The sequence below is a fragment of the Geomicrobium sp. JCM 19039 genome (assembly GCF_000698145.1).
GTDB lineage: Bacteria > Bacillota > Bacilli > Bacillales > Marinococcaceae > Geomicrobium_A.
This window is the reverse complement of the sequence record NZ_BAXB01000005.1, coordinates 37,476-60,130: the sequence shown is the minus strand read 5'-3', so window position 1 is coordinate 60,130 and position 22,655 is coordinate 37,476. Positions and strand designations below refer to the sequence as shown.

The window sequence follows — 22,655 nt, the reverse complement described above, 5'->3', positions numbered from 1 at the left end:
CTTATATTAGTCATCATGTACTTCTTTGTAACGAAGGCGAACTAAACGATACGTATGGCTAACAATTACTTTAAGCACAGCGTACGTCGGTACCGCGAGTAACATTCCAATTAATCCCGCGAAATTGGCTGCAATTAAGAGAATGAAAATGACGGTAATTGGATGTAACGCAAGCTTTCTTCCCATCACTTGTGGGGATATAAATAAACTTTCAAACTGTTGAATCAAAACGACTGCCCCTACGACAAGCAATGCCGTGAACCAACCGTCAAATAAGGCGACGATAACTCCTGGTGCCGTTCCAATCCAAGGGCCAATAAATGGAATTAAGTTCGTAAGCATGGCAATAATGGCCAAGATGAGCGAGTACTCTACCCCAATAATGACATAGGCGATATACACGAGCACCCCAACACAAAAGCTTACGATGATCTGTCCTTGAATAAAATTCGCAAGCGCACCGTCCATATCAGAAAGCACACGCTTTCCTTCCGTTCTCTGTTTAGATGGAAGAAAACGAAGCAAAAATTGTGGTGCTTTCTCTCCTTCTTTTAACATATAAAACAAGATGAATGGAACGAGACCAATGACAATGACGGCGTTGGTGATGGCACCTATAAAACCTACCACATTACTACCAATATCAGAGAGCTCATTCGTCAAGTAATTCCCTACATTTTGAATGATCTCTTCCAAATTAAACGAATTGTTCTCGTAAAATCTCTGCATCAAATCACTTTGCATAAAATCATTGTAAAAGTTTTGGGCCTGATTAATAAACCGTGGCAGCATATCGACCAAGCTGTTGAACTGCCGTTGAATTTCTGGACCCACCAAAATGACTGCGAGGGTAAACAGACCAAGAAATGCTAAGTAAATAATCGTAATAGCGAGCACCTTCGGCATCTTTTTGCCAGCAACTTCACGACCGGTCGGATAGATAGAACAGCACACCTGACAGCGCGATCGGTGCAAAAATGGTTTGGACGAGAATGACTAACGGTGTAAAAATAAAATCAACGAGGGTACTTAAATAAATAATCAAGAGAATTAGAGCAACTGCATATCCAATGCGAAAATACTTACCTGTCGGCATCCCGGCCATCACTCCATTTGCTATATAAGTATCGTGGCTCACTTGTTCTACCATTATACGGAAAACCAGCCAGCTTCACAAACAATTGCTAAGTCTGAGTCCGTTTTATTATATTTCTAAAACTTTGACAATAGTCACATTTTTTGATTAAATAGATAAGGATATACAAACATACAATCATAAATAGGGGGATCTTAACATGAAGAAATCGAAGCGTATTTTGGTTTCAGGCGTTTTCGTATCTGCACTCGCCTTTTCAGCAGCTTGCGACAGTGACATTGATCCGGATTCAGTAGATGAAGGCGATCTTGACGGTGGCGCTGAAACCGATGATTCAGAAACAGATGATGACACCGATGATACTGACGATACAGAGGAAGCAACTGGAGATGGAGCAGCTCTACAAATCGGGACCGGCTCAACTGGTGGAACGTATTATGCGCTTGGTGCAGAAATGGCAAACGTCATCTCTGACAATGCGGAAGGCATTACAGTGAACTCTGTAACAACGGGTGCATCACTAGAGAACATTGCACGAATTGAGCAAGGCGAATTAGATCTTGGTATGACTGTACACATTCCAGCACTTGATGCCATTGACGGCGTTGGTGATTTCGAACAGCCTGGTCCACAAGAAGATTTCGGCTATATGGGGTATATTTATCCTGAGACGAACCAAATCGCTGTAGCTGCAGATAGCGGCATTGAAACGATCGCTGACTTGGAAGGAATGACCGTTAACATTGGTCCACCGAACTCTGCTTCTCAAGCTGCATCCCTTCTTATTCTAGAAGCTTATGGACTTGAAGAAGGTGACTACGAAGCGTTAGAAGAGGGCTTCGGCGACGGTGCAGATATGCTCCAAGACGGCAATATTGATGCAACATTCGGACTGTTGGGATTACCAGCTGAAAATATTGAAGAACTAGCCAGTCAAATTGATGTCGACCTTCTCTCAATTAGTGATGAAGCACTTGATACTATTGAAGAAGACAGTGCTTATGAGCGAATTGTCATTCCAGCTGGGACCTATGAGTTCCAAGATGAAGACGTTAATGCCATTGCAGCTTATGCCGTTCTGATCGGTTCGATGTCGAACTGGATGAAGACACTGGCTACGAAGTGACTCGAGCACTTTACGAGAACGCATCTTCAATCACCCACAGCAAGGTGAGCATATGGAAGATGAAGATAACCTGTTGTTAGGTAGCGAAGGTTTACCGATGCACCCAGGTGCTGAGAGATACTTTGAAGAAGCAGGGTTGTTAAACTAATCAGATGATTGAGGGCCGAGCAAGTCTTTGCTCGGTCTCTCTTTATACTTAATGCAGATGCACACGAAGGTGGTGTCCATAATATGTCAACAGATCAAGTTCAAAGTGATGTTATTGATGAAAAACAGAAACAAGAGCTCATTCAAAAATACGACCGCGAATCGAATGTGCGTCAAAACCTCGGAAAGTGGATATGGATTGCCGCCATCATCGGGATATCACTCACTTCATTTCACTTATACACTGGGCTTAGGGGGACGTTTGGTTCATTAATGCAAGGTGCGGTTCACCTCGGTAGTGGACTCGCACTCATTTATATTCTTTATCCGATTAACCGTAGAGCAAGCAAAAAGATTGGCGTTCCGTTTTATGACGCGATACTTGCACTAGCGTCTTTATACTGCTGTTTTTATATTGTTTGGAATTATGATTACTTAACGTCAGCAGTGTTATTTGGCTTTTCCACTCATGACCAAATCGTTGCACTCGCAGCCATTCTCTTATTGCTCGAAGCGACACGCCGGGCCGTAGGAATGCCGATCGTCATCATTGCAGTGCTTGCCATGCTTTACGGTGTGTACGGATCTGCGAGTTGGCTCGGAGTGTTCTCTCACCCTGGGTTCACGTGGGAGTCAATGGCCACACGGCTCTTCTTTACGACCGAATCTATTTTTGGAACACCGATTCAAGTATCTTCCACATTTATCTACTTGTTCCTTTTGTTTGGGGTCTTACTTGTTAGAACGAATATCGGTCAGTTCTTTAATGACATCGCTTTTCGTTTAACAGGGAGATATACAGGAGGGACTGCAAAAGCGGCTGTTGTTGCGAGCGGTATGCAAGGGATGGTGACGGGTAGTTCTGTCGCCAACACGGTTGGGTCAGGTTCTTTTACGATTCCAATGATGAAACGTGCGGGCTTTAAACCGGAATTTGCCGGTGCTGCCGAGGCCTCTGCATCAACAGGCGGACAAATTATGCCACCAATTATGGGGGCGGCTGCCTTTATTATGGCAGGGTACGTTGGCATCCCTTACAGCGAGCTCATTATTTACGCACTCATTCCAGCACTTCTCTATTTTCTTGGCGTATTCTTAGGCGTTCACTTTGAAGCGAAGAAACAAGGGATCGTTGGATTACCGGTTTCGGAACTGCCTACCTTCCGTTCCTTTATCACTCGAATGGATATGATTTTGCCTTTAGTTACCATTATCGGCTTGATGCTTATTGGTTACACCCCTACATATGCTGCACTTTGGGGTATCCTTGCTGCGTTTGTCATTAGCTTGTTACGAAAAGAAACACGCCCGACACTGCTCGGAACACTTGATATTATGGAAAAAGCAGCTCGCACTGCCGTGCCGGTTATTGCCGCATGTGCGACTGCAGGGATTATCGTAGGGATTGTTGTTTTCACAGGGCTCGGTGGCGTTCTTGCTCGAGGTATTCTTGTTCTTGCTAGCGGCAACTTCTTCCTCGTCCTTTTCTTAACGATGGTTGCTTGTATAATTCTCGGAATGGGTCTGCCGACGACGGCGAACTACGTCGTTACAGCGACAGTTGCTGCTCCTGCGATTCTCTTGTTTGATGTAGAGCCGATTGCAGCACACATGTTTGTGTTCTATTTCGGAATTGTCGCAGACATCACGCCTCCGGTTTGTTTAGCCGCCTATGCCGGGGCCGGTATCGCCAGGGGGAATCCGATGCGAACCGGTGTGACAGCCTTTAAGTTAGCGATTGCAGCCTTTATCATTCCGTATGTTTTTGTCATGAACCCGGTATTATTGCTCCAAGATTGGACATTCGCCACTTTGTTGCCGCCGTTAATAACAGCCATTATCGGTATGGTTGCCATCAGTGCAGCGATCATGAATTTCTTTGTTGATCGAACAAAGATTCTAGAGCGGTTCGCCCTTGTGACCGGTGGAATTATGGCTGTATATCCGAACGACATTTGGATCTCACTCGGGGGTATTGGCATCATTGCGATTGTCGGTTTAATTCAATACTTTAGAAAGAAAAACAATCAAACCCCAGATCAAGCAGACACTGCTACTGCATAAAAAATAACCGGTCGGAAGTATTCCGATCGGTTATTTTTCATTTATGAAACACATCAAACGCATCCCACAGTTCCTCTAAACTTTCTAATCGTCGTTCTACTTTTTCATGTTCAGATCTCGTTACTGCTGTTATAAGGCACTGACGATGCTTTGAGGTGCCGAAAATGAGTCAATAAAGGAGTTGATTTCTGTAGCTGCAAGTAATTTACGATCCCATAGGGGACTAGAGGAGATAGCATGTGGTCGGTAATGACGACCGTTTTTGCATGCTTTTGCTTTACATATTTCAATACTTCGACCGTACGCTTCGTATAACGGTTAAACCCAAATGCAATGACAAGGTCATCTTTTTGGATATCAATTAAGTGTTCTGGCACGCCGTCAGCGGAGCGAATCATCTCTGTGTTCTGCAAGACGAGATCCAAATAAAATTCCAGAAATAAGCCGACACTCATCGCGCTTCGGTAGGCAATAATATAGATCCGTTTTGCTTGAATAATGTCTTCAATGACCGCTTCAAATTCCTTCACATCAATTTGTTGCAATGTCGTACTCAAATTGTTAATGTCGTCGGCTAACACTTCACGTAACGTGTCCACAGGCTCGTCTCCGTGCTCGGTTGTTGAAGCGAATACTTCTGCTGATGTCCATTTACGTTGAAGCGCCTCTTGCATATGCCGTTGGAAGTCGGGATACCCTTTGTATTCTAAAAAAAAGGCGAAACGAACGACTGTCGCTTCACCCACTTCTGCATTCTTCGCTAATTTAGATGCTGTTAGAAAGGGCGCTGTTTCTTGGTGATCAATCAGGTAGTTGGCGATCTTTAACTGTGATTTACTCATTTGGTTTTGTTTGCTAATCATTTGTTCATATACATCGGCCAATACGCTCTCCCCTTCTTTTTGAAAAGCGCCCCCTCCCCTAGCGGTCCATAATCGTTGGAAGAACTCTTTCATAAGCTTCCAGTGCTTGTTGCAAAGCCTCGTCATCATGAACGACTGACATGCTGTAACGATTGCCTGGTTTCACATAGACCCCTTCGGAGAATAACGCGCGATCCAAGTCATTTCTAAATGCTGTATTTAAATGTTTTAAGCTTCGATAATTGGATATGTCTTCTACATCAGTAAATAATACACTAAACATTGCACCTCTGCCAACTGTTTGAGCTGGAATGTTGTAAGATGCAAACAGTTGGCAGAGCGCTTGTTTGAATGTTTCAGTACGCTCTAGAAGACTGTTATATTGTTCATCCAGGACATCAAGCGTTGCCAACCCTGCTGCTAAAATCATCGGGTGACCATTGTACGTACCGCTATGAAAGAGCGCCTTTGACGAGCGATCGGCATGTTGGTCGGCAAAAAAGTCGAACCCTGAAAGAGGAGAGGATAATTCCATAATCTCTGCCTTTCCACCTACGACGCCAAACGGAAACCCACCGCCGATTACTTTCCCCATCGTTGTGATGTCTGGTGTGATCCCGTAAACTGCTTGCGCACCGCCCATACTTGAACGAAAGGCTGTTTTTACTTCATCAAAAATGAGAACGATGCCGAGTCGATTCGTTACTTCTCGCAGTTTCTTTATAAATTCGTGATGAGGCTCAATGATGCCGCCTTCAATCGGCTCAATAATAACCGCACCTAACTCATCTTTATGTTCAGTCAAAATCTGTTCGCAACTAACGGGATCATTGAAAGGGAGAACGATCGTATCGACGAGCCGCTCGTGATTCATGCCCCCAGAATCCGCGACAGAAAGAGGCGATGTGTGAGCACCTGCTTCACTTTCTGTAGGACTTACACTGACGAGCAAGGAATCAATCGCTCCGTGGTAATGACCTTCAAACTTGGCCACCTTATATTTGTTCGTGTACGCCATCGCTAGGCGCAAAGCGAGGAGGTTGGCTTCTGTTCCAGAATTCGTATAGCGGACGCGTTCAACAGAGGGAAAGTAATGCTGTAGTCGCTCAGCAAAAGCGGCCTCCTTATCGTGGGGGGTGCCAAACAGCCACGTGCCGTCCTGTAGAAGTTGGTTTTCAATTGCTTTCTTAACTTGTGGGTGACCGTGACCGAGCATTAACGCACCGTATCCCATCAGAAAATCGATATATTCATGCCCGTCAAGGTCATAAAGGCGGCAACCGTTCGCGCGTTGAATCGTAATCGGATACGGAGCATAATGTTTAATGTTTGCCGTCATTCCTCCTGGCATGACCCGTTTCGCTCTTTCCATATGCTGTTTAGACTTTTGTGTTTGTGCCTCATACGACAATCGTTCATTTGCAATACCCATAATCGTCCCCCATAACAAAATAATTTCATAAACAAAATAAAATGAATGATTTATTTCATTTTAAGCGATAACCGCAAAAATGTGAACCCATAATTTCATATGTTAATGATTTATGAAATATTCGTTTCAAAAATAAGTAAGTATGCAAAAGGTTTCTGATGGTTGAGAAGGTAAGAGATTGTCATTTAACGTGGTTCGTAGACCGTAATGAGGTCAAGAAGTTCCCCTTCACATTTATGGTCACTGGAGACATCCTCATCATGAAATTCTACTTTCACTTTTTATTATTTTGAATTTTTTTATTCTTTTTTGACCTTTAGAATGACTCTTGTTATACTAATTCCACTGTATTTCACTACTAGAATTGGGGGATGCTTATGGCACAGCCGAAATATATTACGAATATTGATAAAATTGCAGAGATTCCTGAAGCAGAACGAGAAAAACTTAAAAAGATTACGGACAAGTTTGTTTTCCGTGTTAATGATTACTACCTCGGTTTAATTGATTGGCAAGACCCGAATGATCCAATCAAAAACCTCGTCATCCCTAATGAACAAGAACTTTCTGAGTACGGTCGCTGGGACGCCTCTGATGAGGATACAAATTACGTAGTCCCGGGATGTCAACATAAATATGAAACGACTGCACTACTCATTTGCTCGGAAGTGTGCGGGGCGTATTGTCGGTACTGTTTTAGAAAGCGCTTATTTAGAAATGATGTCAAAGAAGCGATGAACGATGTTGACCCTGGCCTTGAATACATTCGCAATCACCCTGAAATTAACAACGTGTTGCTCACAGGTGGAGACCCAATGATTCTTGCAACGAAAAAGCTTCGGTATATCATTGAGGAGCTTCGAGCGATTCCACACGTGAAGATCATACGGATTGGTTCGAAATTGCCAGTGTTCAACCCGATGAGAATTTATGAAGATGAAGAATTACTCGCACTGTTTAGAGAGTATTCAACACCAGAAAACCGCATATACGTTATGGCCCATGTGAACCACCCTCGTGAGATTACTGAGGAAGCTAGAAAAGGGTTCCAGGCGCTTCATGATGCGGGTGTAATTGTTGTGAACCAAACTCCTGTACTTAAAGGCATAAATGACAATCCTGACGACCTTGCCGAGTTGTTGGACAAACTCTCATGGGCGGGTGTCACCCCGTATTATTTCTTTATTAACCGGCCAGTTGCCGGAAACAACGATTTTGTGCTCACGTTAAAAGAAGCGTATGAAGCAGTGGAAGAGGCAAAAGCACGAACGAGCGGTCTCGGAAAACGCATCCGTTTATCAATGAGCCATACGTCTGGTAAAATTGAAATTCTAGCAATCGAAGACGGCAAAGCCTATTTAAAATATCACCAATCTCGTGACGGAAATTACGGGAAATTTATGGTGTTAGATTGCCCTGATCATGCCGCCTGGTTTGATGACTTACCAGGGAACGAAGATTATTGGGAAATGCCGAAAAAGAAAGTGTCGGAAGTGGCGTCTGTAAATGACATGTCTGACATGCCTGAACAGCGAAGAAAGCGTGTCCGCTCATCATAACGACAAAAAGGAGGGGCTATGCCCAAGGTCTTAGAATAGACCTTGGGCATAGCCCCTTTTCCTATAAATAAATTTCATCACTTCAATCATTTACAGCTTTCCGGATCTAAAACCAGTGTTTTTTGATTTCCACTGCAGACGGATGCTTTACACTCCAGAGTACAAGTGCAACATCGGTGGCCCAAATACACCCACCGTGTTTTCTAGGCCGCGGAGGACAGGATGGGCCTCCTCGGTCTACCGACGAGGGCGATGAGAGTATGGGATTTGAATAAGCGGAGTAGGTCGGGTCGAGCAGCGTAGTGAACACTACGCTTTTTTAGTGACTTGGCGCTTTTACGTAAAAAATCCTCGGAGTGGCTCCTGGCTATGGTAAGATTTTAGCCCTACACCTTGCTCGATGCATAACATGGGTGATGGAGTTTGCACTGAAAAGGGAAATTGGAAGGCGTATACTCGTATTTTTGCTTGTTGAAAATTTAAAATTTCCTACTAACAGTTTTATGATGGGATTTTCTACATTCGCACCGCCTAAGTTGACCGAATCCCCGTGCTTAACGGGCGACCTAGTTCCAAAGATCATCGATTGGAATCAGCTTCACTCATCTTTGACCGTTTTGTCTCTTTCTGATTCCAATCGATCGGCATCTACTTCCAAACATCCGTTAATGGAATTAGATTCAGCATTTTAGAGAGAATAAACGGCAATCTAGTTCCAAAGCGAAGTTCATTGAGTCGTACGCCCTGCCCCAACACTGAGTTGAAAACCCCTAAATTCTGTCGGCGCGAGTCGCGCCGAATCGAGAACGATTTCGGTTCGGTCCCGCTGGGGCCGACAGGTCATAAGATGTTCGGTATAGTCCAATCTGCGCTCCAGTTAGAACAAACTACGCAGGAGTTTTACGAAATGAGCGCTAAAATCGCTAAAAAGAGCAAACTCGATCGCAGAATGTGAGAACTAGCGCGCACAATACGAACCGTGCCCTACCCCACCCAGTATAAACACCATTGAAGTGATTACGCTCTCGTCATTACGGTCTATTCGAATGAAAGACACGATGGAATCTCTACATCCTGGCATCCAGTGAATTTCTTTCGTTCATCTATATAGATTCTATGACCTACGAGGGCTCGTCCCGCAGAAGGCACTGCCTTTCGTCCCCAGCAGTCGGAATGGTCACCAATGCCTTGCTCGATAAATGGTATAATGAAAGGTCTTACATAAAAAATGGCAGTACAGATCAAAAGCGATCTGTACTGCCATTTTACTTTAAAGGCTTTTGATACAGCACCTGTTCTTTAAAGTTTATCGAATCATCGTGTTCTCTAGTGTTCCAATGGATGGCAGGTGAACACTTACGTGGTCGCCTTCTCCTAAAAATTTCGGGGGGGTCATGCCCTTTCCAACGCCTGACGGTGTTCCTGTGGCAATAATATCACCGGGCAGTAACGTCATTCCTTTAGAGATCACATGCAATAATTCAGGAATATCAAAAATCATATCCGTTAAAGGCGCCTGTTGCCGAATTTCACCGTTTACCTTTGTCACGATGGTGTCTTGTAGCAACGTTTCCCGTTCACTGCTGAGTAAAACTGCTGGGCCCATTGGACAGAAACCGTCAAGACTCTTTCCTAAATAAAACTGTTTGTGTCGAGCTTGTAGGTCACGAGCGGTGATGTCATTTAATAACGTAAATCCAAACACGTAGTCCCACGCTTCTTCCTTTTGAATAGCATGAGCTTTTTTGCCGATAATGACGGCAACTTCACCTTCATAATCTACTTGATCGGTCACTTGCTCATGAAGGGGCACAGGTTGTTTGTGCGCGTTGATCGTGTTTTCTGATTTTGTGAAAATCAGTGGGTGTTCAGGAATGTCTTTAGCAGACCCCATTTCAATTGCATGAGCCGCATAATTCTTTCCTACACATAATATATTCTTGGGTGGTGATTGTATCGGCGCTAACCACTCAAATTCTTCGTTTATCCAAAAGTCAGCGTCTAGTGTTTCATTAGCTTGTCGTAATACGTCAGCAGTAAGTACAGTAAGTGTCTCACTTTTATGAATGAACTGAATCAAATTATTCGGGCACTCTACCTCGGGTGCAAATTGTTGGAACGCTGCTTTCAATCGCAACAAGCGATTTTCGTTCGTCGCTTGGACGACAAGCTCACGCTCTCCTTTATACGAAACCATTGCATATTTCATTACACATCCCCCTATTCATGGAACTTTTCTACATATCGCCTGACGCTTTTGAGCATTGCTTCATGCTCGTCTCGGTCCGCCTGGACAACATACCCTAAGTGTAAAGGCTCCACCATCTTAAATCCACAAAAATCGGCGATGCTTGCTTTCACAATTCCTTCTGCACATGCTTTTTCTTTTTTGGCCCATGATGATGTTGGTGAACCCGTCGTATAGATCATACCTAGTGGTTTTTCATTCATTTTTGGGATCGGCGTTTCTCCGTCAAGTTCATACGCAAATCCATAAGAGAGAACCCGATCAAGATACCCTTTACCGATTGCAGGAAAACTGCCCCACCAGATAGGATAGATGAATGTAACAGCGGTCGCACTTCGCCACAGTGCGTGTTCTTTTGTCACCTCTGCCGGATAGGAAGAAGAAAGAGAGTTCGTGTACTCTTCAAGACCGAGAACAGGGTCGAACGATTGTGCATATAAGTTACGTATGACGACGTCTTCATCCCGTTGTCTCCATTGTTCCCGGTACGTATGTAGCACTTGCCCGTTAAAGCTGTCAGTTGTCGGGTGCATGTATATGATAAGATGCATCGCTCACTTCTCCTTTTCTTCATTTTTGTTTCAATTGCTTAAAAAGAGGTTATAGATATAATACCTAACTGCGGTATGTGGATTAGTAAACATAAAGAGGTGACTCCCATGCATAAGTTCTCAACTGCACTTGCGGTATGGGCCATCTTCATTTTCTTAACTGGACTGTTGTTCCCTTTAGAGATGACAAGTGGCGCGGGTCAAGTGACGCAAGTGTTACACAGCTATACAGTTTATGGGTTCTTTTCGATGATCCCGATTGTGTTTTACGGTGGTTTTTTGTCATTCATGGCCGACTGGATTGCCAAGCATTACAATCGCTTCCAAGAAACCATTTCACTTAGCATTCATATGGTGGGTGGCCTCTTTGTTTATGTATTTACAGTGAACATTGACATTACGATCCTCGCCGTTGTCGCGACGATTCTCTTTTTTATCGTTGACCGTGCTTTGCTTTTACTTGAGCATCGGAAGGGGGGCGTACAACTCGCAAACGGATTATCCTTGTTTGTCGGTTGTAGTGGTGTGATGACGATGATCATCGCAAGCACCTTATAATGGCATGTTTCCATGGTTCGTTGCTGATCTTTTTTTATTGCGTAACACTCGAAGCGCCTGAGCGAGTGTGTCTGGTGTATCCATTGGATCAATAATGTCATCCACTTGACCTAAATGGGCAGCATAGTATGGATCCATGTACTCCTCTTTGTACGCTTTTATCTTTTCTTTTCGTAATTGCTCTGGGTTCTCAGACTCGCTCAACTCCCGGTGGTAAAGCACTTCTACGGCCCCTTCAGCACCCATCACAGCCACTTCTGCAATCGGCCAAGCGTATACAAGGTCCGCACCAATCGCTTTGCTGTTCATTGCTACATACGCACCTCCGTAAGCCTTTCTAATGATGACTGTCACTTTAGGCACCTCACTCTCGGCATAAGCATATAGCAATTTTGCCCCGTGACGTATGATTCCAGATTCTTGTTGCTCAACCCCTGGAATAAACCCTGTCACATCTTCAAACGTAATGACCGGGATTTGAAAACAGCTGCAAAAGCGGATAAACCTTGCCGCTTTGTCCGACGCATTAATATCGATGGCCCCGGCTTTCACTTTTGGGTTGTTCGCAACAATACCGACGGTTTCTCCTTGCAATCTAGCAAAACCAACGACCATGTTCATCGCGAACTCTCGTTGGACTTCCATAAATGAATTCGCATCAAACACCGCTTGGATGACAGATTTCATGTTATACACTTTTTTTTGATCCACGGGGACGATGTCACGCAACTGTTGCCGAACCCCCGTTTTTCTCTTAGCTGGAGCGCTCGGACATGGTGACGTGGCGTCTTGCGGTAAATATGCGAGTAACTTACGCACTTCTTGTAAACACTCTTCTTCATTATCAGCAATAAAGTGTACGTCGCCACTACGCTTCCCATGAAGCTCACTTCCACCAAGATCATGATGATTGACTTCTTTGCCTCCGACCGATTTCAGCACCTTCCCTCCAGTTAAAAACATATGCGAGGTTCGTTTCACCATAAAAACAAAATCCGTCAATGCTGGAGAGTAAACAGCACCTCCGGCGCAAGGACCATAATGACAGAGATTTGTGGGATTTTCCCAGAGTATTGAACATTTCTATAGAAGAGTTGACCGTACCCTTCCAACGCACTGACGCCTTCTTGAATACGCGCTCCTGCAGAGTCACACAAGCCAATAATCGGACAGCTGACTTGCATGGCTAAATCCATCAGTTTCGTAATCTTTAAGCTATGCATCTTCCCTAATGACCCACCGTTAACCGTAAAGTCTTGAGCAAACACGCACACATCTCTTCCGTGGATTTCTGCTGTACCCGTAACAACGCCTTCAACGCCGGAGTCTTGATCAGAATGAAAACGAAACAACTCATGAAACGTACCCGTGTCAACCAGTTGATCGATGCGTTCTCGAGCCGTTTGCTTCCCGCGGTCTTTCTGGCTTTTGGCTCGGGACTCGCCACCCCCTGCTTCAATAAACTGTTTGCGATTATTTAATTTGTCTACCGCGTCATTCATCTCCATTGTACACAATCACCCCGTAGTGTCGGATAGAAAAAAGAAGCGACGGTATGTCGCTCCTACGTATAGTGTACAAATTCTTCTATTTTTACCCATTTACGCTTTTACAAGAAATAGAGGTTGTCCGTAATCTACGAGTTCACCGTTTTCAACGAGAACTTCCACGATTTCACCAGACACTTCTGCTTCCAATTCGTTCATGAGCTTCATCGCCTCTACGATACAAACAATCGATTCATTGTTTACTGAATCCCCAACTTTGACATACGGTTCGGCATCAGGAGAAGCCGCTCGGTAAAACGTACCAACCATCGGCGACGTAATTTGTTCGGTGTTTTCACTGACTGATGGTTTCGTCGACTCTTGTTTTTCCTGTTGGTCAGTACTTGGAGTCACACCTTGGTCACTCCCCCCGCCACTTTGCTGGACGCTCGGTACATGGGATACGACAGGCGCTTGTTCAACCACAGTCGTCGTCTGCTTTCGCAGGGTAATAAACGTGTCATTATCAGACTTCAGCTCAAGCTCAGTTAAGCTCGACGTATCTACTGCCTCAATGAGTTCTTTAATTTCCTTGATCGTATACATGGTCGTGCTCCTTTGTTAGACTGTATATTTTTCTAAGAAACTCGTATCAAATTCACCTGATTTAAATACTTCATGATCCATGAGATTCAGGTGGAATGGGATGGTCGTGTCGACTCCCTCAATAACAAATTCTGAAAGCGCACGCTTCATTCTCTGAATCGCTTCTTCCCTTGAATTGGCGCGTACAATCAGTTTGGCAATCATTGAATCATAGTGAGGAGTAATGGTATAACCCGTGTACGCCGCACTATCTACTCGGACGCCAGGCCCTCCCGGTGGTACACACATGGAAATTTTTCCTGGTGAAGGTCTGAATCCTTTTTTGGCATTCTCCGCATTAATTCTACACTCAATTGAATGGCCTTGAACACGGATGTCAGCCTGCGATACCGAAATTGACTGCTTATTCGCAACATGCAGCTGTTCTTTAATCAGGTCCACTCCGGTCACCTCTTCAGTGACTGGATGTTCAACTTGAATTCTCGTGTTCATTTCCATAAAATAAAAGTTTTTATGTTTGTCCAACAAAAACTCAACCGTACCGGCTCCACAGTACGCTACCGCTTTAGCTGCAGACACGGCTGCTTGGCCCATTTTCTCCCGAATGTCTTCGTTTAATGCTGGAGAAGGGGCTTCTTCAATCAGTTTCTGGTGCCTGCGCTGGATTGAGCAATCTCTTTCGCCGAAATGAACGGCATTGCCAAAACGGTCCCCGACAATTTGAATTTCAACGTGCCTTGGCTCTTCAATAAACTTCTCAATATAAATACCGCCGTTTCCGAAGTTCGCCAACGCTTCCCGTTTTGCCATCGCCAGCGAGCGTTCTAACTCTTCTTGATGATAGGCAACGCGCATCCCTTTGCCACCGCCACCAGCGGTTGCTTTTATGATGACAGGATAGCCAATTTTCTCTGCAATCAATACAGCTTCATCATCTTCCTCAACAAGCCCATCACTACCTGGAACAATCGGGACCCCTGCATTTCTCATCGTATCCCTTGCCATTGCTTTGTCACCCATTTTATTGATGGCATTTGGAGACGGCCCAATAAACACGAGACCGTGATCTTCACAGATCTCGGCAAACTCCGCATTCTCAGCGAGAAAGCCATAGCCAGGATGAATGGCATCACACCCTGTTTTCAGTGCCGTCGCAATAATATTCGTCTTTTTTAAATAACTTTCTGCTGCAGCATGTGGACCAATACAATAGCTTCATCCGCCATCACCGTATGTAACGATTCGCGATCGGCTTCCGAATACACCGCTACCGTTTCAATGTTCATCTCTCGGCAAGCACGAATAATTCGAACCGCAATCTCCCCGCGATTCGCTATTAAGACTTTATTCATCATACTCATGAAGCTCCCTTCTAGTATCGGACCGGGTTCAATTCGTCCGCTGCAAAAAGCTGAATCAAAGCTCTTTGCTTTTATGGCACCTGATCCTAATAACAACTGCCATCACTTAAAGTGTAAAAAAATCCGACACAAACGTCAATGTCATAATTTATTCCTTGATTTTCATTCATACATTGACTTTGTTCAGACGTTTACATAAAATAGATGAGTAATTGAAAATGATTATCAATTGATAAGGAGGCACTTATGCTTCGACGTTTTTTTACCTACTATCGGCCTTATAAAAAATTATTCATGATTACCTTTATAAGCGCGATCTTCGTATCGTTGCTTGAACTGGCATTTCCGATCATTGTCAATCAAGTCGTAGACCGACTTTTACCTCAAGGAAATATTACGGTCATTATTATTGCTTGCGCAGTTTTGTTCTTGATTTACATATTTAATTCGGGTGCTCATTACATTGTTACATACTGGGGACATATTCTCGGGATTAACATTGAAACAGACATGAGAAGAGATTTATTTCAACACGTTCAACAACTTTCATACAGTTATCATGATAACAATAAAACTGGACATTTATTGTCGAACCTTACGAATGATCTGTTTGAAATTGGTGAAGTTGCTCACCATGGACCTGAAGATGTATTCACCGCACTCATGACATTATTTGGATCATTTGGGGTTATGCTCTACATCAATTGGCAATTGGCTGTCCTTACATTTATTGTCGTACCATTTCTCGCTTGGATCGTCATTTTTTGTAACCGAAAAATGTCAGGAGCGATGCGCGTCATGTTCCACAGGATGGCTGCCTTTAACGCACGAGTTGAAGACACACTCGGCGGCATCCGACTCGTACAAGCTTTTGCGAATGAAAAACACGAACAAAATTTGTTTAAAGAAGATAATGAGAATTTCAAAGAAGCAAAGATTCGCTCCTACCGCATTATGGGTATTAACAATTCATTAAGCTACATGATGATGAGAATTATGACCCTTTTTGTCCTACTCGCAGGCGCTTACTTTATGCTACAAAACCAGCTATCCGTCGGTGATTTTATGGCATTTATTCTTCTTACGAACATTTTCTTTCGACCGATTGAGAAAATTAATGCCATCATTGAAAGCTATCCGAAGGGATACGCCGGCTTTAAACGTTACATCGCCATTATGGACACAGAACCTGAAATTGACGATCACCCAGAAGCACATGATCGGTTTGGGTTAAAAGGAAACATTGAATATAACAATGTGAGCTTCGGCTACACTAAAGAACAACCTGTACTTGAAAACATTAACCTGACGATTTCTCAAGGAGAAACAATTGCCTTTGTTGGTCCATCTGGTGCAGGTAAAACAACGCTGTGCAGCCTCCTCCCTCGATTTTATGAAATTGATTCTGGTTCAATTTCGATTGACGGTCATGACTTGAGCGCCATTACGTTGGAGTCGCTTCGCCATCAAATTGGCGTGGTTCAACAAGATGTATTCATGTTTTCCGGCAGCCTGAGAGATAACATACGATATGGTAACCTTGACGCATCTGATGAAGAGGTGATGGATGCTGCCCGGCTCGCTGAGCTTGAAGAGTTTGTCTATTCACAACCTGACGGGTTAGATACGATCGTTGGTGAACGAGGGGTTAAACTATCCGGTGGACAAAAGCAACGTCTTTCCATTGCGCGCATGTTTTTGAAAAACCCTCCTATTCTCATTCTTGATGAAGCAACTTCTGCCCTTGATACAGAAACTGAAGCTGCCATTCAACGAGCACTACAACGACTTTCTACAGGTAGAACGACGCTAGTCATTGCGCATCGATTGGCAACCATTCGTCATGCTGATCGCATCGTTGTCGTCACAAAAGATGGGATTGCTGAAGAAGGTAGTCACGAACAATTGCTGCAAAAAGGTGGTCACTACAGCCGTTTGTACCATGCACAACAAACCCTTATTTAAGAGGAGGTTTGTTCCCTCCAATGGATTGGGTATAGACAAGTAGTCAATCACTTGGAGGTGCTTTTTGTATGAGTACAGCAAAAGAACAAGTTGCCCAGTTAAATGGCTGGGAGTTACAAGAGGAGACGATCGAGAAAACGTACGGGTTTAACGCCTACTTGGTCGGCATCACGTTTGTATCGAACGTTGCCAGATATGCGGAAGCCGTTCAACATCACCCACATGTCACGATCGATCACACGAATGTAACCGTAAAATGGACAACCGTAGACCAGGGTCAACTTACTGAGAAAGACATCCATGCAGCCCAAGCGTCTGACAACTTGTATGCCAGTCAAAACGAGTAGGAGGACACTAAATGAAAAGGCTGCCAGATAAAGAACGTAATCAGCAAGAACAGGAAGAAAAAATCAAGAAACTTGAGCGATTAATTGATAAAATGGAAGAGATGACGACAAGCGCTCGCTTAAAAGATATCGCCTATCATTTTAATGACAAAAAAGAAGTGATTAAGGTAAACATCATTGCAGGGGTAGCCAGAGGCGTCGGACTCACGCTTGGAACCGCCGCTGTCCTGGCCCTACTCGCCTACATAGCCACACAAGCAGCGAGTTGGCCTCTTGTCGGACAATTTATTGCTGATCTAATTAACGAAGTTCAGCGTCACATGCCAAGTACATGATGTAAGAAAGGAGAACAGAAATGGATTTACTAGGAATTGCAGCACTCGTTGCCGCTATCGCATTTGCCGTGTTGGTCATTTTTCTTGGAAAAGTATTATCCAACTTAAGTGTTGTGCTCCAAAAAACAGGAGAAACGGTCGGGAAGCTCCCAGACCAATTGGATGAAATCAGTAAAGAAACCGGCATTATTTTGCATAATACGAACGAGACCATTCTCGACCTAAACGAAAAGATTAAGACACTAAACCCAATCTTTGGTATGGTCCAAGATGCTGGTGAGGCATCCCGCAAACTATCATCCAGTCTTGTTGATATGACAGAGAGCATGAGGTCACAAACGAACCAAGCAGCCAAAATGACAGACAACAAAGACTTACGAGGCATGTACGGCCTCGCTGCATTCGTCTACTACTTGAATCAGAAGCGTAAAGAACACAAAACGACCGACTCCAATTAAAAAATGAGAATGAGCGATGCCTATGGTTTCCATCCGTTGGAGACCGTAGGTTTTTTTGTGCTCCTCGTCCGTTCTCCTCCCCGCCCTTGTTCCTTTTTCCCCATAATACCCGGACAACATTTCGCCTTCTCTCCACAAATGATGATGCACAGTTACATGTTTTGCATACACTGCTCTTAGAAAGCATAAATTGTAATCGCTTTCAATATTATTTTTGTTTATTTATCGTCTTTAATGGCGAGAATGTATACAGCTTGTAAGTACGGAGGAGGGAGTTGTTCATGTACTCATATATTGATATTGGTGAGCGTAACAACGATGTTCTTGTACTTGTTCACGGTCTTGGTAGCCGCAAGGAATCTTGGAAGTACCAATTTGAACTATCGAAAAACTTTCGTTTAATCGCCCCTGACCTTCGTGGACATGGAGATTCATCACTTGATGATGACATTACGATAAAAACATTTGCACGAGACATCATTCATTTACTCGAACAACTGGGCATTTCCGCGGCACACTTTTGTGGATTATCACTCGGAGGCATTGTCGTCCAAGAAATCGTCAAAACAAAGCCAGCGATCGTCCAGTCACTTATTCTTAGTAACACCTCTTCTTACATTCCGAGAATGACAGGTCTTTACGCGCTGTCAGAAGGAAAGAAAAACCTCGCCAAAATGAGCGATGATCTATATGAGCAGCATATAATTAAACAATGCATGTACGATGCCAAAAATGAGAAACTTTTCCACGATATTCACTCATTCTATTTTAAGCTTAACCGCAAAACGTATTTAAAAGCGGCGAAAAGCGGTGTAGGCATAAATTATCTCTCGACGTTAATGTTCTGTCCGAAGCCAATCATTATTATCGCATCGCTTAACGATCGCATCACCCCCTATTTAAATGCAACGACGATGAGTCTAGCCGCACCCTTTTCCAAAATGCATACGTTTGATCAATGTGGACATACGCCTAATGTAGAGTGTCCAGCTGAATACAACCGTGTTCTCCTTAACTTTCTCAACGAACATCGCAGCAATAAAGCGGCCTCTCAATAAGTGAAGCCATCACCATTATCAGAAGTTAACGCCGCGACAGTTTGACATGTGCAGAAAAAGCACGGATATTCTGCAGGAAATAGTTGCGTTCTCTATATGGGAGAAATTGATCTATATAGGTTGAACTTGACATTTTCCTGCTATGTTCTGTTGTTTGTTGTTTTCAATGTAGAAGGATGTTTTTACTCGATGTGCCTACTATGCTGTCCGGACTACAAGCATCCGCCTGAAGTGGAAAGCAACTTCCATCAGCTCAAATCAGGAAGATCTTAAGTTCATTCTACCTAGTCTCAACCCTCCAAACTCAATAAACCAGCCCCTTGTCTACCTAACAAGGGGCTGGTTTTATCTTATTGCTTAATTTGAGCGTTCTGCAAGCCAATCTCCTACAGTTGGATACGTCATATTCACCGCTTTTGGCCCAAAGATCACGCTCACATGCCCTGTTGGCATTTCTTCATAACGCTTATCTTTACTAGAGATCTTGTTCATCAGCGCCTCTACTTGAGCAGGTTGGGCAATATGGTCTCTGCCCGCGGAAATGTTGAGCACATTTGCTTTAATGTTCGACAAGTCGACCGTACGACCTCTTACCGTAAGTGTTCCTTGAATGAGCTTATTTTGTTGGTAAAATTCACGAATCCATTGCCGATAAGCCTCTCCAGGGAAAGGAACCCCGTCAGCTACCCACTTTTGCATCAATTTCCAACTTTGGATGAACGTTTCATTGTCCGCACGATCAACGAGATTCACGTACGGCCCGTAGAAGTTGGCGATTGGCTTCGTCATCTTATTGCCAAAGTCAATCATCTCGCCAGGCACTAAACCTAATGTTTCAACGACATGATCGACATCGAAATAGCGGTCATCTAAAAATGAACCGTACAACCCTGTATCAGAAAAATCAAATGGACTCGTCATAAAAATAAGGTTTCGAATTGGGTATTCATCGTATAGAGAAGCAAAAATTGAGGTCATCGTTCCCCCCATACAATAACCGAGAATTGAGCATTCACCAGCCCTGATTTTTGAAGAACTTTTCGGACAGCTCGCGGAATGTAGTCGACAATATAATCATCAAGCTTCATGTGTCGGTCCTCCATTCCTGGCGTTCCCCACTCGAGCAAATACACATCAAAACCTTTGTTAGTTAAATATTCAACGAGACTATTCCCTTCGGTTAAATCAAGAATATACGGTTTGTTAATCAACGCATAAACGAGTAGCAAAGGAACAGAATGTTCTCTCTCTACAGGGGGGACGTATCGATACAATGTCGCTTTGTTTTTTGTCCAAATGCTCTCCTTAGGAGTTGGACCGACTTGCGGATCCGCATCCGTTGTGAGGACTTCAAGGGCACGTTTAAATCGTGAAAATGATGCAGGCATTTGGTCCGTTAGCCATTGGTTGTTCTCTATCGTCATTCGATCACCCTTTCCATAACAACGTTTCTAGAATCTTTACATGTACAAGCCACCATTAATATTGAGCTGTTGACCTGTAATATACTCTCCGTCTTTGCAGAGGAATACTACGCCTCTTGCGATTTCTTGCGCTTGGCCTAGTCGTTGTACTGGCACGCTAGAAACGATTTGATTGAGCACCTTTTCTGGCATCTCTTGCACCATTTCTGTCTCAATAAATCCTGGGCACACAGCATTTACTGTAATGTTTTTTCGGGCAAGTTCTAACGCAAGCGACTTCGTATAGCCAATCATCCTGCTTTTGCCGCTGCATAATTCGTCTGTCCAAACCCGCCTTGTTGCCCGATAATCGAGGAGATGTTAATGATTCTTCCTGACTCAGATTCAAGTAAGTGAGGCAAGGATTTTGATACCGTATTGTACACACTGTTCAAGTTTACATTAATAACTTCTGACCAATCTTCTTCAGAAAGTTTCTTAAACGTTGAATCACGGGTAATTCCGGCATTGTTAACAAGTATGTCTAGCTGACCGAACGTATTCACAGCCGATTCGACAATTTGGCTGGCATCCTCTACGTTTGACACGTCACCTTTGACGGCCAAAGCCTCTCCACCCGAGTCATTAATTTCTTGCACAAGCTTCTCAGATGGCCCTTGGCTCGTATTGTAATTGATGACGACCCGAACACCGTTATTTGCTAATTCTCTCGTAATGGCTGCACCAATTCCTCTTGCACCGCCCGTTACAATGGCTACTTTATTATTGAGGTCTGCCAAAGATCTTCCTCTCCTTTATTCCAAATTGGACGTTGTTTAGGATTTCCCTGAAGTTGCTGCTGCTTCACTTGCACCGGACTGCACATGCTTTAAAATTGTGTCGAGTTTTTCATCTAACCCTTTCATTTCTGTTTTAAGTTTCGTGATTTCCCGTTTTATGTCTGACTTGACTGCAGTCAGGTTCATATCTTGCAATTGATCATCCAGATGATCCACTTTTTCATCAACGTTAATAATCAGTTTAGAAACCTTGGATAAATCATCAACACTTGGGACATTCGCTTGTTCCAAGTAACGACTCATCGTTTCATCCATCATTTTCTTGTACAAAAGATTCATTTCAAGCGTTGTGCCCATCCATTCTGAAAATTGCTCTTCTCTCATCTTCTCATCCAGAATGCCACTCCAGTAGGAATCGTACTGTTGATACAGGTTCTTCCACATGTCAAAGGGATCAAATCCGTTTTTATCCGCCATTCTCCTGCCTCCTTAAATTCAACTCTTCCGTGAGGAAATCTCCCATCAATTTCTTTCTATTTATAATTATAATTATTTTCGGATAATTTGTCGGATATTGTCACCTCCTATAAATAACATCATTGTTTTCAATTCCTAAGGCATCCATACACCCTCTTGTACGTATAACTTTCGACACAAATCCTTCGATCCCTTTATAAAAAAAGAAATAAGCATTTTGCTTTTGCAAACGATTTCCTCAATTCTTCTTGACATATTTTTCATATAGGTGTAAATTACACTTAGGTGAAAAAGTTAATTGAGTAGGTGTTCACATGACGGAAAAAGACAAACGAGAAGACAAAGTAAAAACAAATGCACCTAAGAATTTAATGGTACCCATGTTACTGCTAAGCCTTCGTGGCTGGGATTTACACGGCTACAAGCTTATTGAGCAACTCTCAGAGTTTGGGATGCGCTCTGTAGACCAAGGGAATGTGTATCGAACATTACGACAACTAGAAAAAGACAACATGATCAAATCGGAATGGGACACGTCAGCGGGAGGCCCTGCTAAACGAATCTATTCTCTCACCGACGCGGGTGAAGAGTATTTATCATTATGGGCAGACTCATTGGAACAATATCAATCAATGCTCGATCGCTTCTTTTCAATGTATACAAATATGATCTTTCCCCCTAGACAAAAAAACGACGACGATTAGTAGTGACCCT

The 22,655-nt window shown here is 43.6% G+C and carries 16 protein-coding genes and 6 pseudogenes; 11 read left to right on the top strand and 11 right to left on the bottom strand.

The features are described 5' to 3' along the window. Positions 1-6 precede the first annotated feature (6 nt). Positions 7-1,096: pseudogene (locus JCM19039_RS06920) on the bottom strand (AI-2E family transporter). A gap of 199 nt (positions 1,097-1,295) precedes the next feature. Between JCM19039_RS06920 and JCM19039_RS06915 the strand changes: the two are divergent. From JCM19039_RS06915 to JCM19039_RS06910, 3 genes are all read left to right on the top strand, one after another. Beyond that, positions 1,296-2,222, top strand: coding sequence for a TAXI family TRAP transporter solute-binding subunit (locus JCM19039_RS06915; RefSeq protein ID WP_238544958.1), 927 nt, complete (start codon positions 1,296-1,298; stop codon positions 2,220-2,222). 52 nt (positions 2,223-2,274) lie between these two features. After that, positions 2,275-2,370 (top strand): TAXI family TRAP transporter solute-binding subunit, encoded by a 96-nt coding sequence (locus tag JCM19039_RS25285; protein WP_238544957.1) that lies wholly within the window; start codon positions 2,275-2,277, stop codon positions 2,368-2,370. 83 nt (positions 2,371-2,453) lie between these two features. After that, positions 2,454-4,433 carry a TRAP transporter permease gene (locus JCM19039_RS06910; RefSeq protein WP_042425347.1) on the top strand — a complete coding sequence of 660 codons (1,980 nt, stop codon included), beginning with the start codon at positions 2,454-2,456 and terminating at the stop codon, positions 4,431-4,433. A 110-nt stretch (positions 4,434-4,543) separates the two neighbouring features. Here the strand turns inward: JCM19039_RS06910 and JCM19039_RS06905 are convergent, their stop codons facing one another. Together JCM19039_RS06905 and JCM19039_RS06900 are read right to left on the bottom strand one after the other, a co-directional pair. After that, on the bottom strand, positions 4,544-5,317 hold the full coding sequence (locus JCM19039_RS06905) for a MurR/RpiR family transcriptional regulator (RefSeq protein ID WP_307190185.1): 774 nt from the start codon (positions 5,315-5,317) through the stop codon (positions 4,544-4,546). 37 nt (positions 5,318-5,354) lie between these two features. Continuing rightward, positions 5,355-6,728: an aspartate aminotransferase family protein gene (locus JCM19039_RS06900; RefSeq protein WP_042425344.1), complete on the bottom strand. Its 1,374-nt coding sequence runs from the start codon at positions 6,726-6,728 to the stop codon at positions 5,355-5,357. A 377-nt stretch (positions 6,729-7,105) separates the two neighbouring features. On the opposite strand from JCM19039_RS06900, the gene JCM19039_RS06895 reads away from it, so the two are divergent. Further along, positions 7,106-8,287, top strand: coding sequence for a KamA family radical SAM protein (locus JCM19039_RS06895; RefSeq protein WP_042425341.1), 1,182 nt, complete (start codon positions 7,106-7,108; stop codon positions 8,285-8,287). 1,306 nt (positions 8,288-9,593) lie between these two features. On the opposite strand, the gene JCM19039_RS06890 is transcribed toward JCM19039_RS06895, so the two are convergent. Together JCM19039_RS06890 and JCM19039_RS21755 are read right to left on the bottom strand one after the other, a co-directional pair. Continuing rightward, positions 9,594-10,496: a fumarylacetoacetate hydrolase family protein gene (locus JCM19039_RS06890; protein ID WP_042425338.1), complete on the bottom strand. Its 903-nt coding sequence runs from the start codon at positions 10,494-10,496 to the stop codon at positions 9,594-9,596. An 11-nt stretch (positions 10,497-10,507) separates the two neighbouring features. Further along, positions 10,508-11,086, bottom strand: coding sequence for an NAD(P)H-dependent oxidoreductase (locus tag JCM19039_RS21755; RefSeq protein WP_052398587.1), 579 nt, complete (start codon positions 11,084-11,086; stop codon positions 10,508-10,510). Between the two features lie 108 nt (positions 11,087-11,194). Here JCM19039_RS21755 and JCM19039_RS06880 point away from each other — a divergent pair, with 108 nt between their 5' ends. Next, positions 11,195-11,644 carry a hypothetical protein gene (locus JCM19039_RS06880; RefSeq protein ID WP_042425336.1) on the top strand — a complete coding sequence of 150 codons (450 nt, stop codon included), beginning with the start codon at positions 11,195-11,197 and terminating at the stop codon, positions 11,642-11,644. On the opposite strand, the pseudogene JCM19039_RS06875 reads toward JCM19039_RS06880, so the two are convergent. From JCM19039_RS06875 to accC, 3 genes and pseudogenes are all read right to left on the bottom strand, one after another. Further along, positions 11,639-13,152: pseudogene (locus tag JCM19039_RS06875) on the bottom strand (acyl-CoA carboxylase subunit beta). The gene JCM19039_RS06880 and the pseudogene JCM19039_RS06875 overlap by 6 nt on opposite strands. A 93-nt stretch (positions 13,153-13,245) precedes the next feature. After that, positions 13,246-13,737 (bottom strand): acetyl-CoA carboxylase biotin carboxyl carrier protein, encoded by a 492-nt coding sequence (gene accB / locus JCM19039_RS06870; protein ID WP_042425334.1) that lies wholly within the window; start codon positions 13,735-13,737, stop codon positions 13,246-13,248. Between the two features lie 15 nt (positions 13,738-13,752). After that, positions 13,753-15,092, bottom strand: a pseudogene (gene accC / locus JCM19039_RS06865) (acetyl-CoA carboxylase biotin carboxylase subunit). 252 nt (positions 15,093-15,344) lie between these two features. Here accC and JCM19039_RS06860 point away from each other — a divergent pair. From JCM19039_RS06860 to JCM19039_RS21750, 5 genes are all read left to right on the top strand, one after another. Continuing rightward, complete coding sequence (locus JCM19039_RS06860; protein ID WP_042425332.1) at positions 15,345-17,063, top strand: ABC transporter ATP-binding protein; 1,719 nt, start codon at positions 15,345-15,347, stop codon at positions 17,061-17,063. A gap of 68 nt (positions 17,064-17,131) precedes the next feature. Further along, on the top strand, positions 17,132-17,410 hold the full coding sequence (locus JCM19039_RS06855) for a 4a-hydroxytetrahydrobiopterin dehydratase (RefSeq protein ID WP_042425331.1): 279 nt from the start codon (positions 17,132-17,134) through the stop codon (positions 17,408-17,410). A gap of 11 nt (positions 17,411-17,421) precedes the next feature. Continuing rightward, positions 17,422-17,745 (top strand): DUF5665 domain-containing protein, encoded by a 324-nt coding sequence (locus tag JCM19039_RS06850; RefSeq protein ID WP_042425329.1) that lies wholly within the window; start codon positions 17,422-17,424, stop codon positions 17,743-17,745. Positions 17,746-17,765: 20 nt separating this feature from the next. Beyond that, complete coding sequence (locus tag JCM19039_RS06845; RefSeq protein ID WP_042425327.1) at positions 17,766-18,203, top strand: DUF948 domain-containing protein; 438 nt, start codon at positions 17,766-17,768, stop codon at positions 18,201-18,203. 281 nt (positions 18,204-18,484) lie between these two features. After that, entirely contained in the window at positions 18,485-19,261 is a 777-nt protein-coding gene (locus JCM19039_RS21750; RefSeq protein ID WP_052398586.1) for an alpha/beta fold hydrolase, read from the top strand. Positions 19,262-19,618: 357 nt separating this feature from the next. Here JCM19039_RS21750 and phaC read toward each other — a convergent pair. The 3 genes and pseudogenes from phaC to JCM19039_RS06825 all read right to left on the bottom strand — a co-directional run bounded on the left by phaC (position 19,619) and on the right by JCM19039_RS06825 (position 21,941). Continuing rightward, positions 19,619-20,685: pseudogene (phaC, locus tag JCM19039_RS06835) on the bottom strand (class III poly(R)-hydroxyalkanoic acid synthase subunit PhaC). 36 nt (positions 20,686-20,721) lie between these two features. Then, a pseudogene (gene phbB, locus JCM19039_RS06830) lies at positions 20,722-21,464 on the bottom strand (acetoacetyl-CoA reductase). Between the two features lie 36 nt (positions 21,465-21,500). Continuing rightward, positions 21,501-21,941 (bottom strand): hypothetical protein, encoded by a 441-nt coding sequence (locus JCM19039_RS06825; protein ID WP_042425326.1) that lies wholly within the window; start codon positions 21,939-21,941, stop codon positions 21,501-21,503. 314 nt (positions 21,942-22,255) lie between these two features. On the opposite strand from JCM19039_RS06825, the pseudogene phaQ reads away from it, so the two are divergent. Then, a pseudogene (gene phaQ, locus JCM19039_RS06820) lies at positions 22,256-22,609 on the top strand (poly-beta-hydroxybutyrate-responsive repressor); the annotation flags it as partial. Between the last annotated feature and the right edge of the window lie 46 nt (positions 22,610-22,655).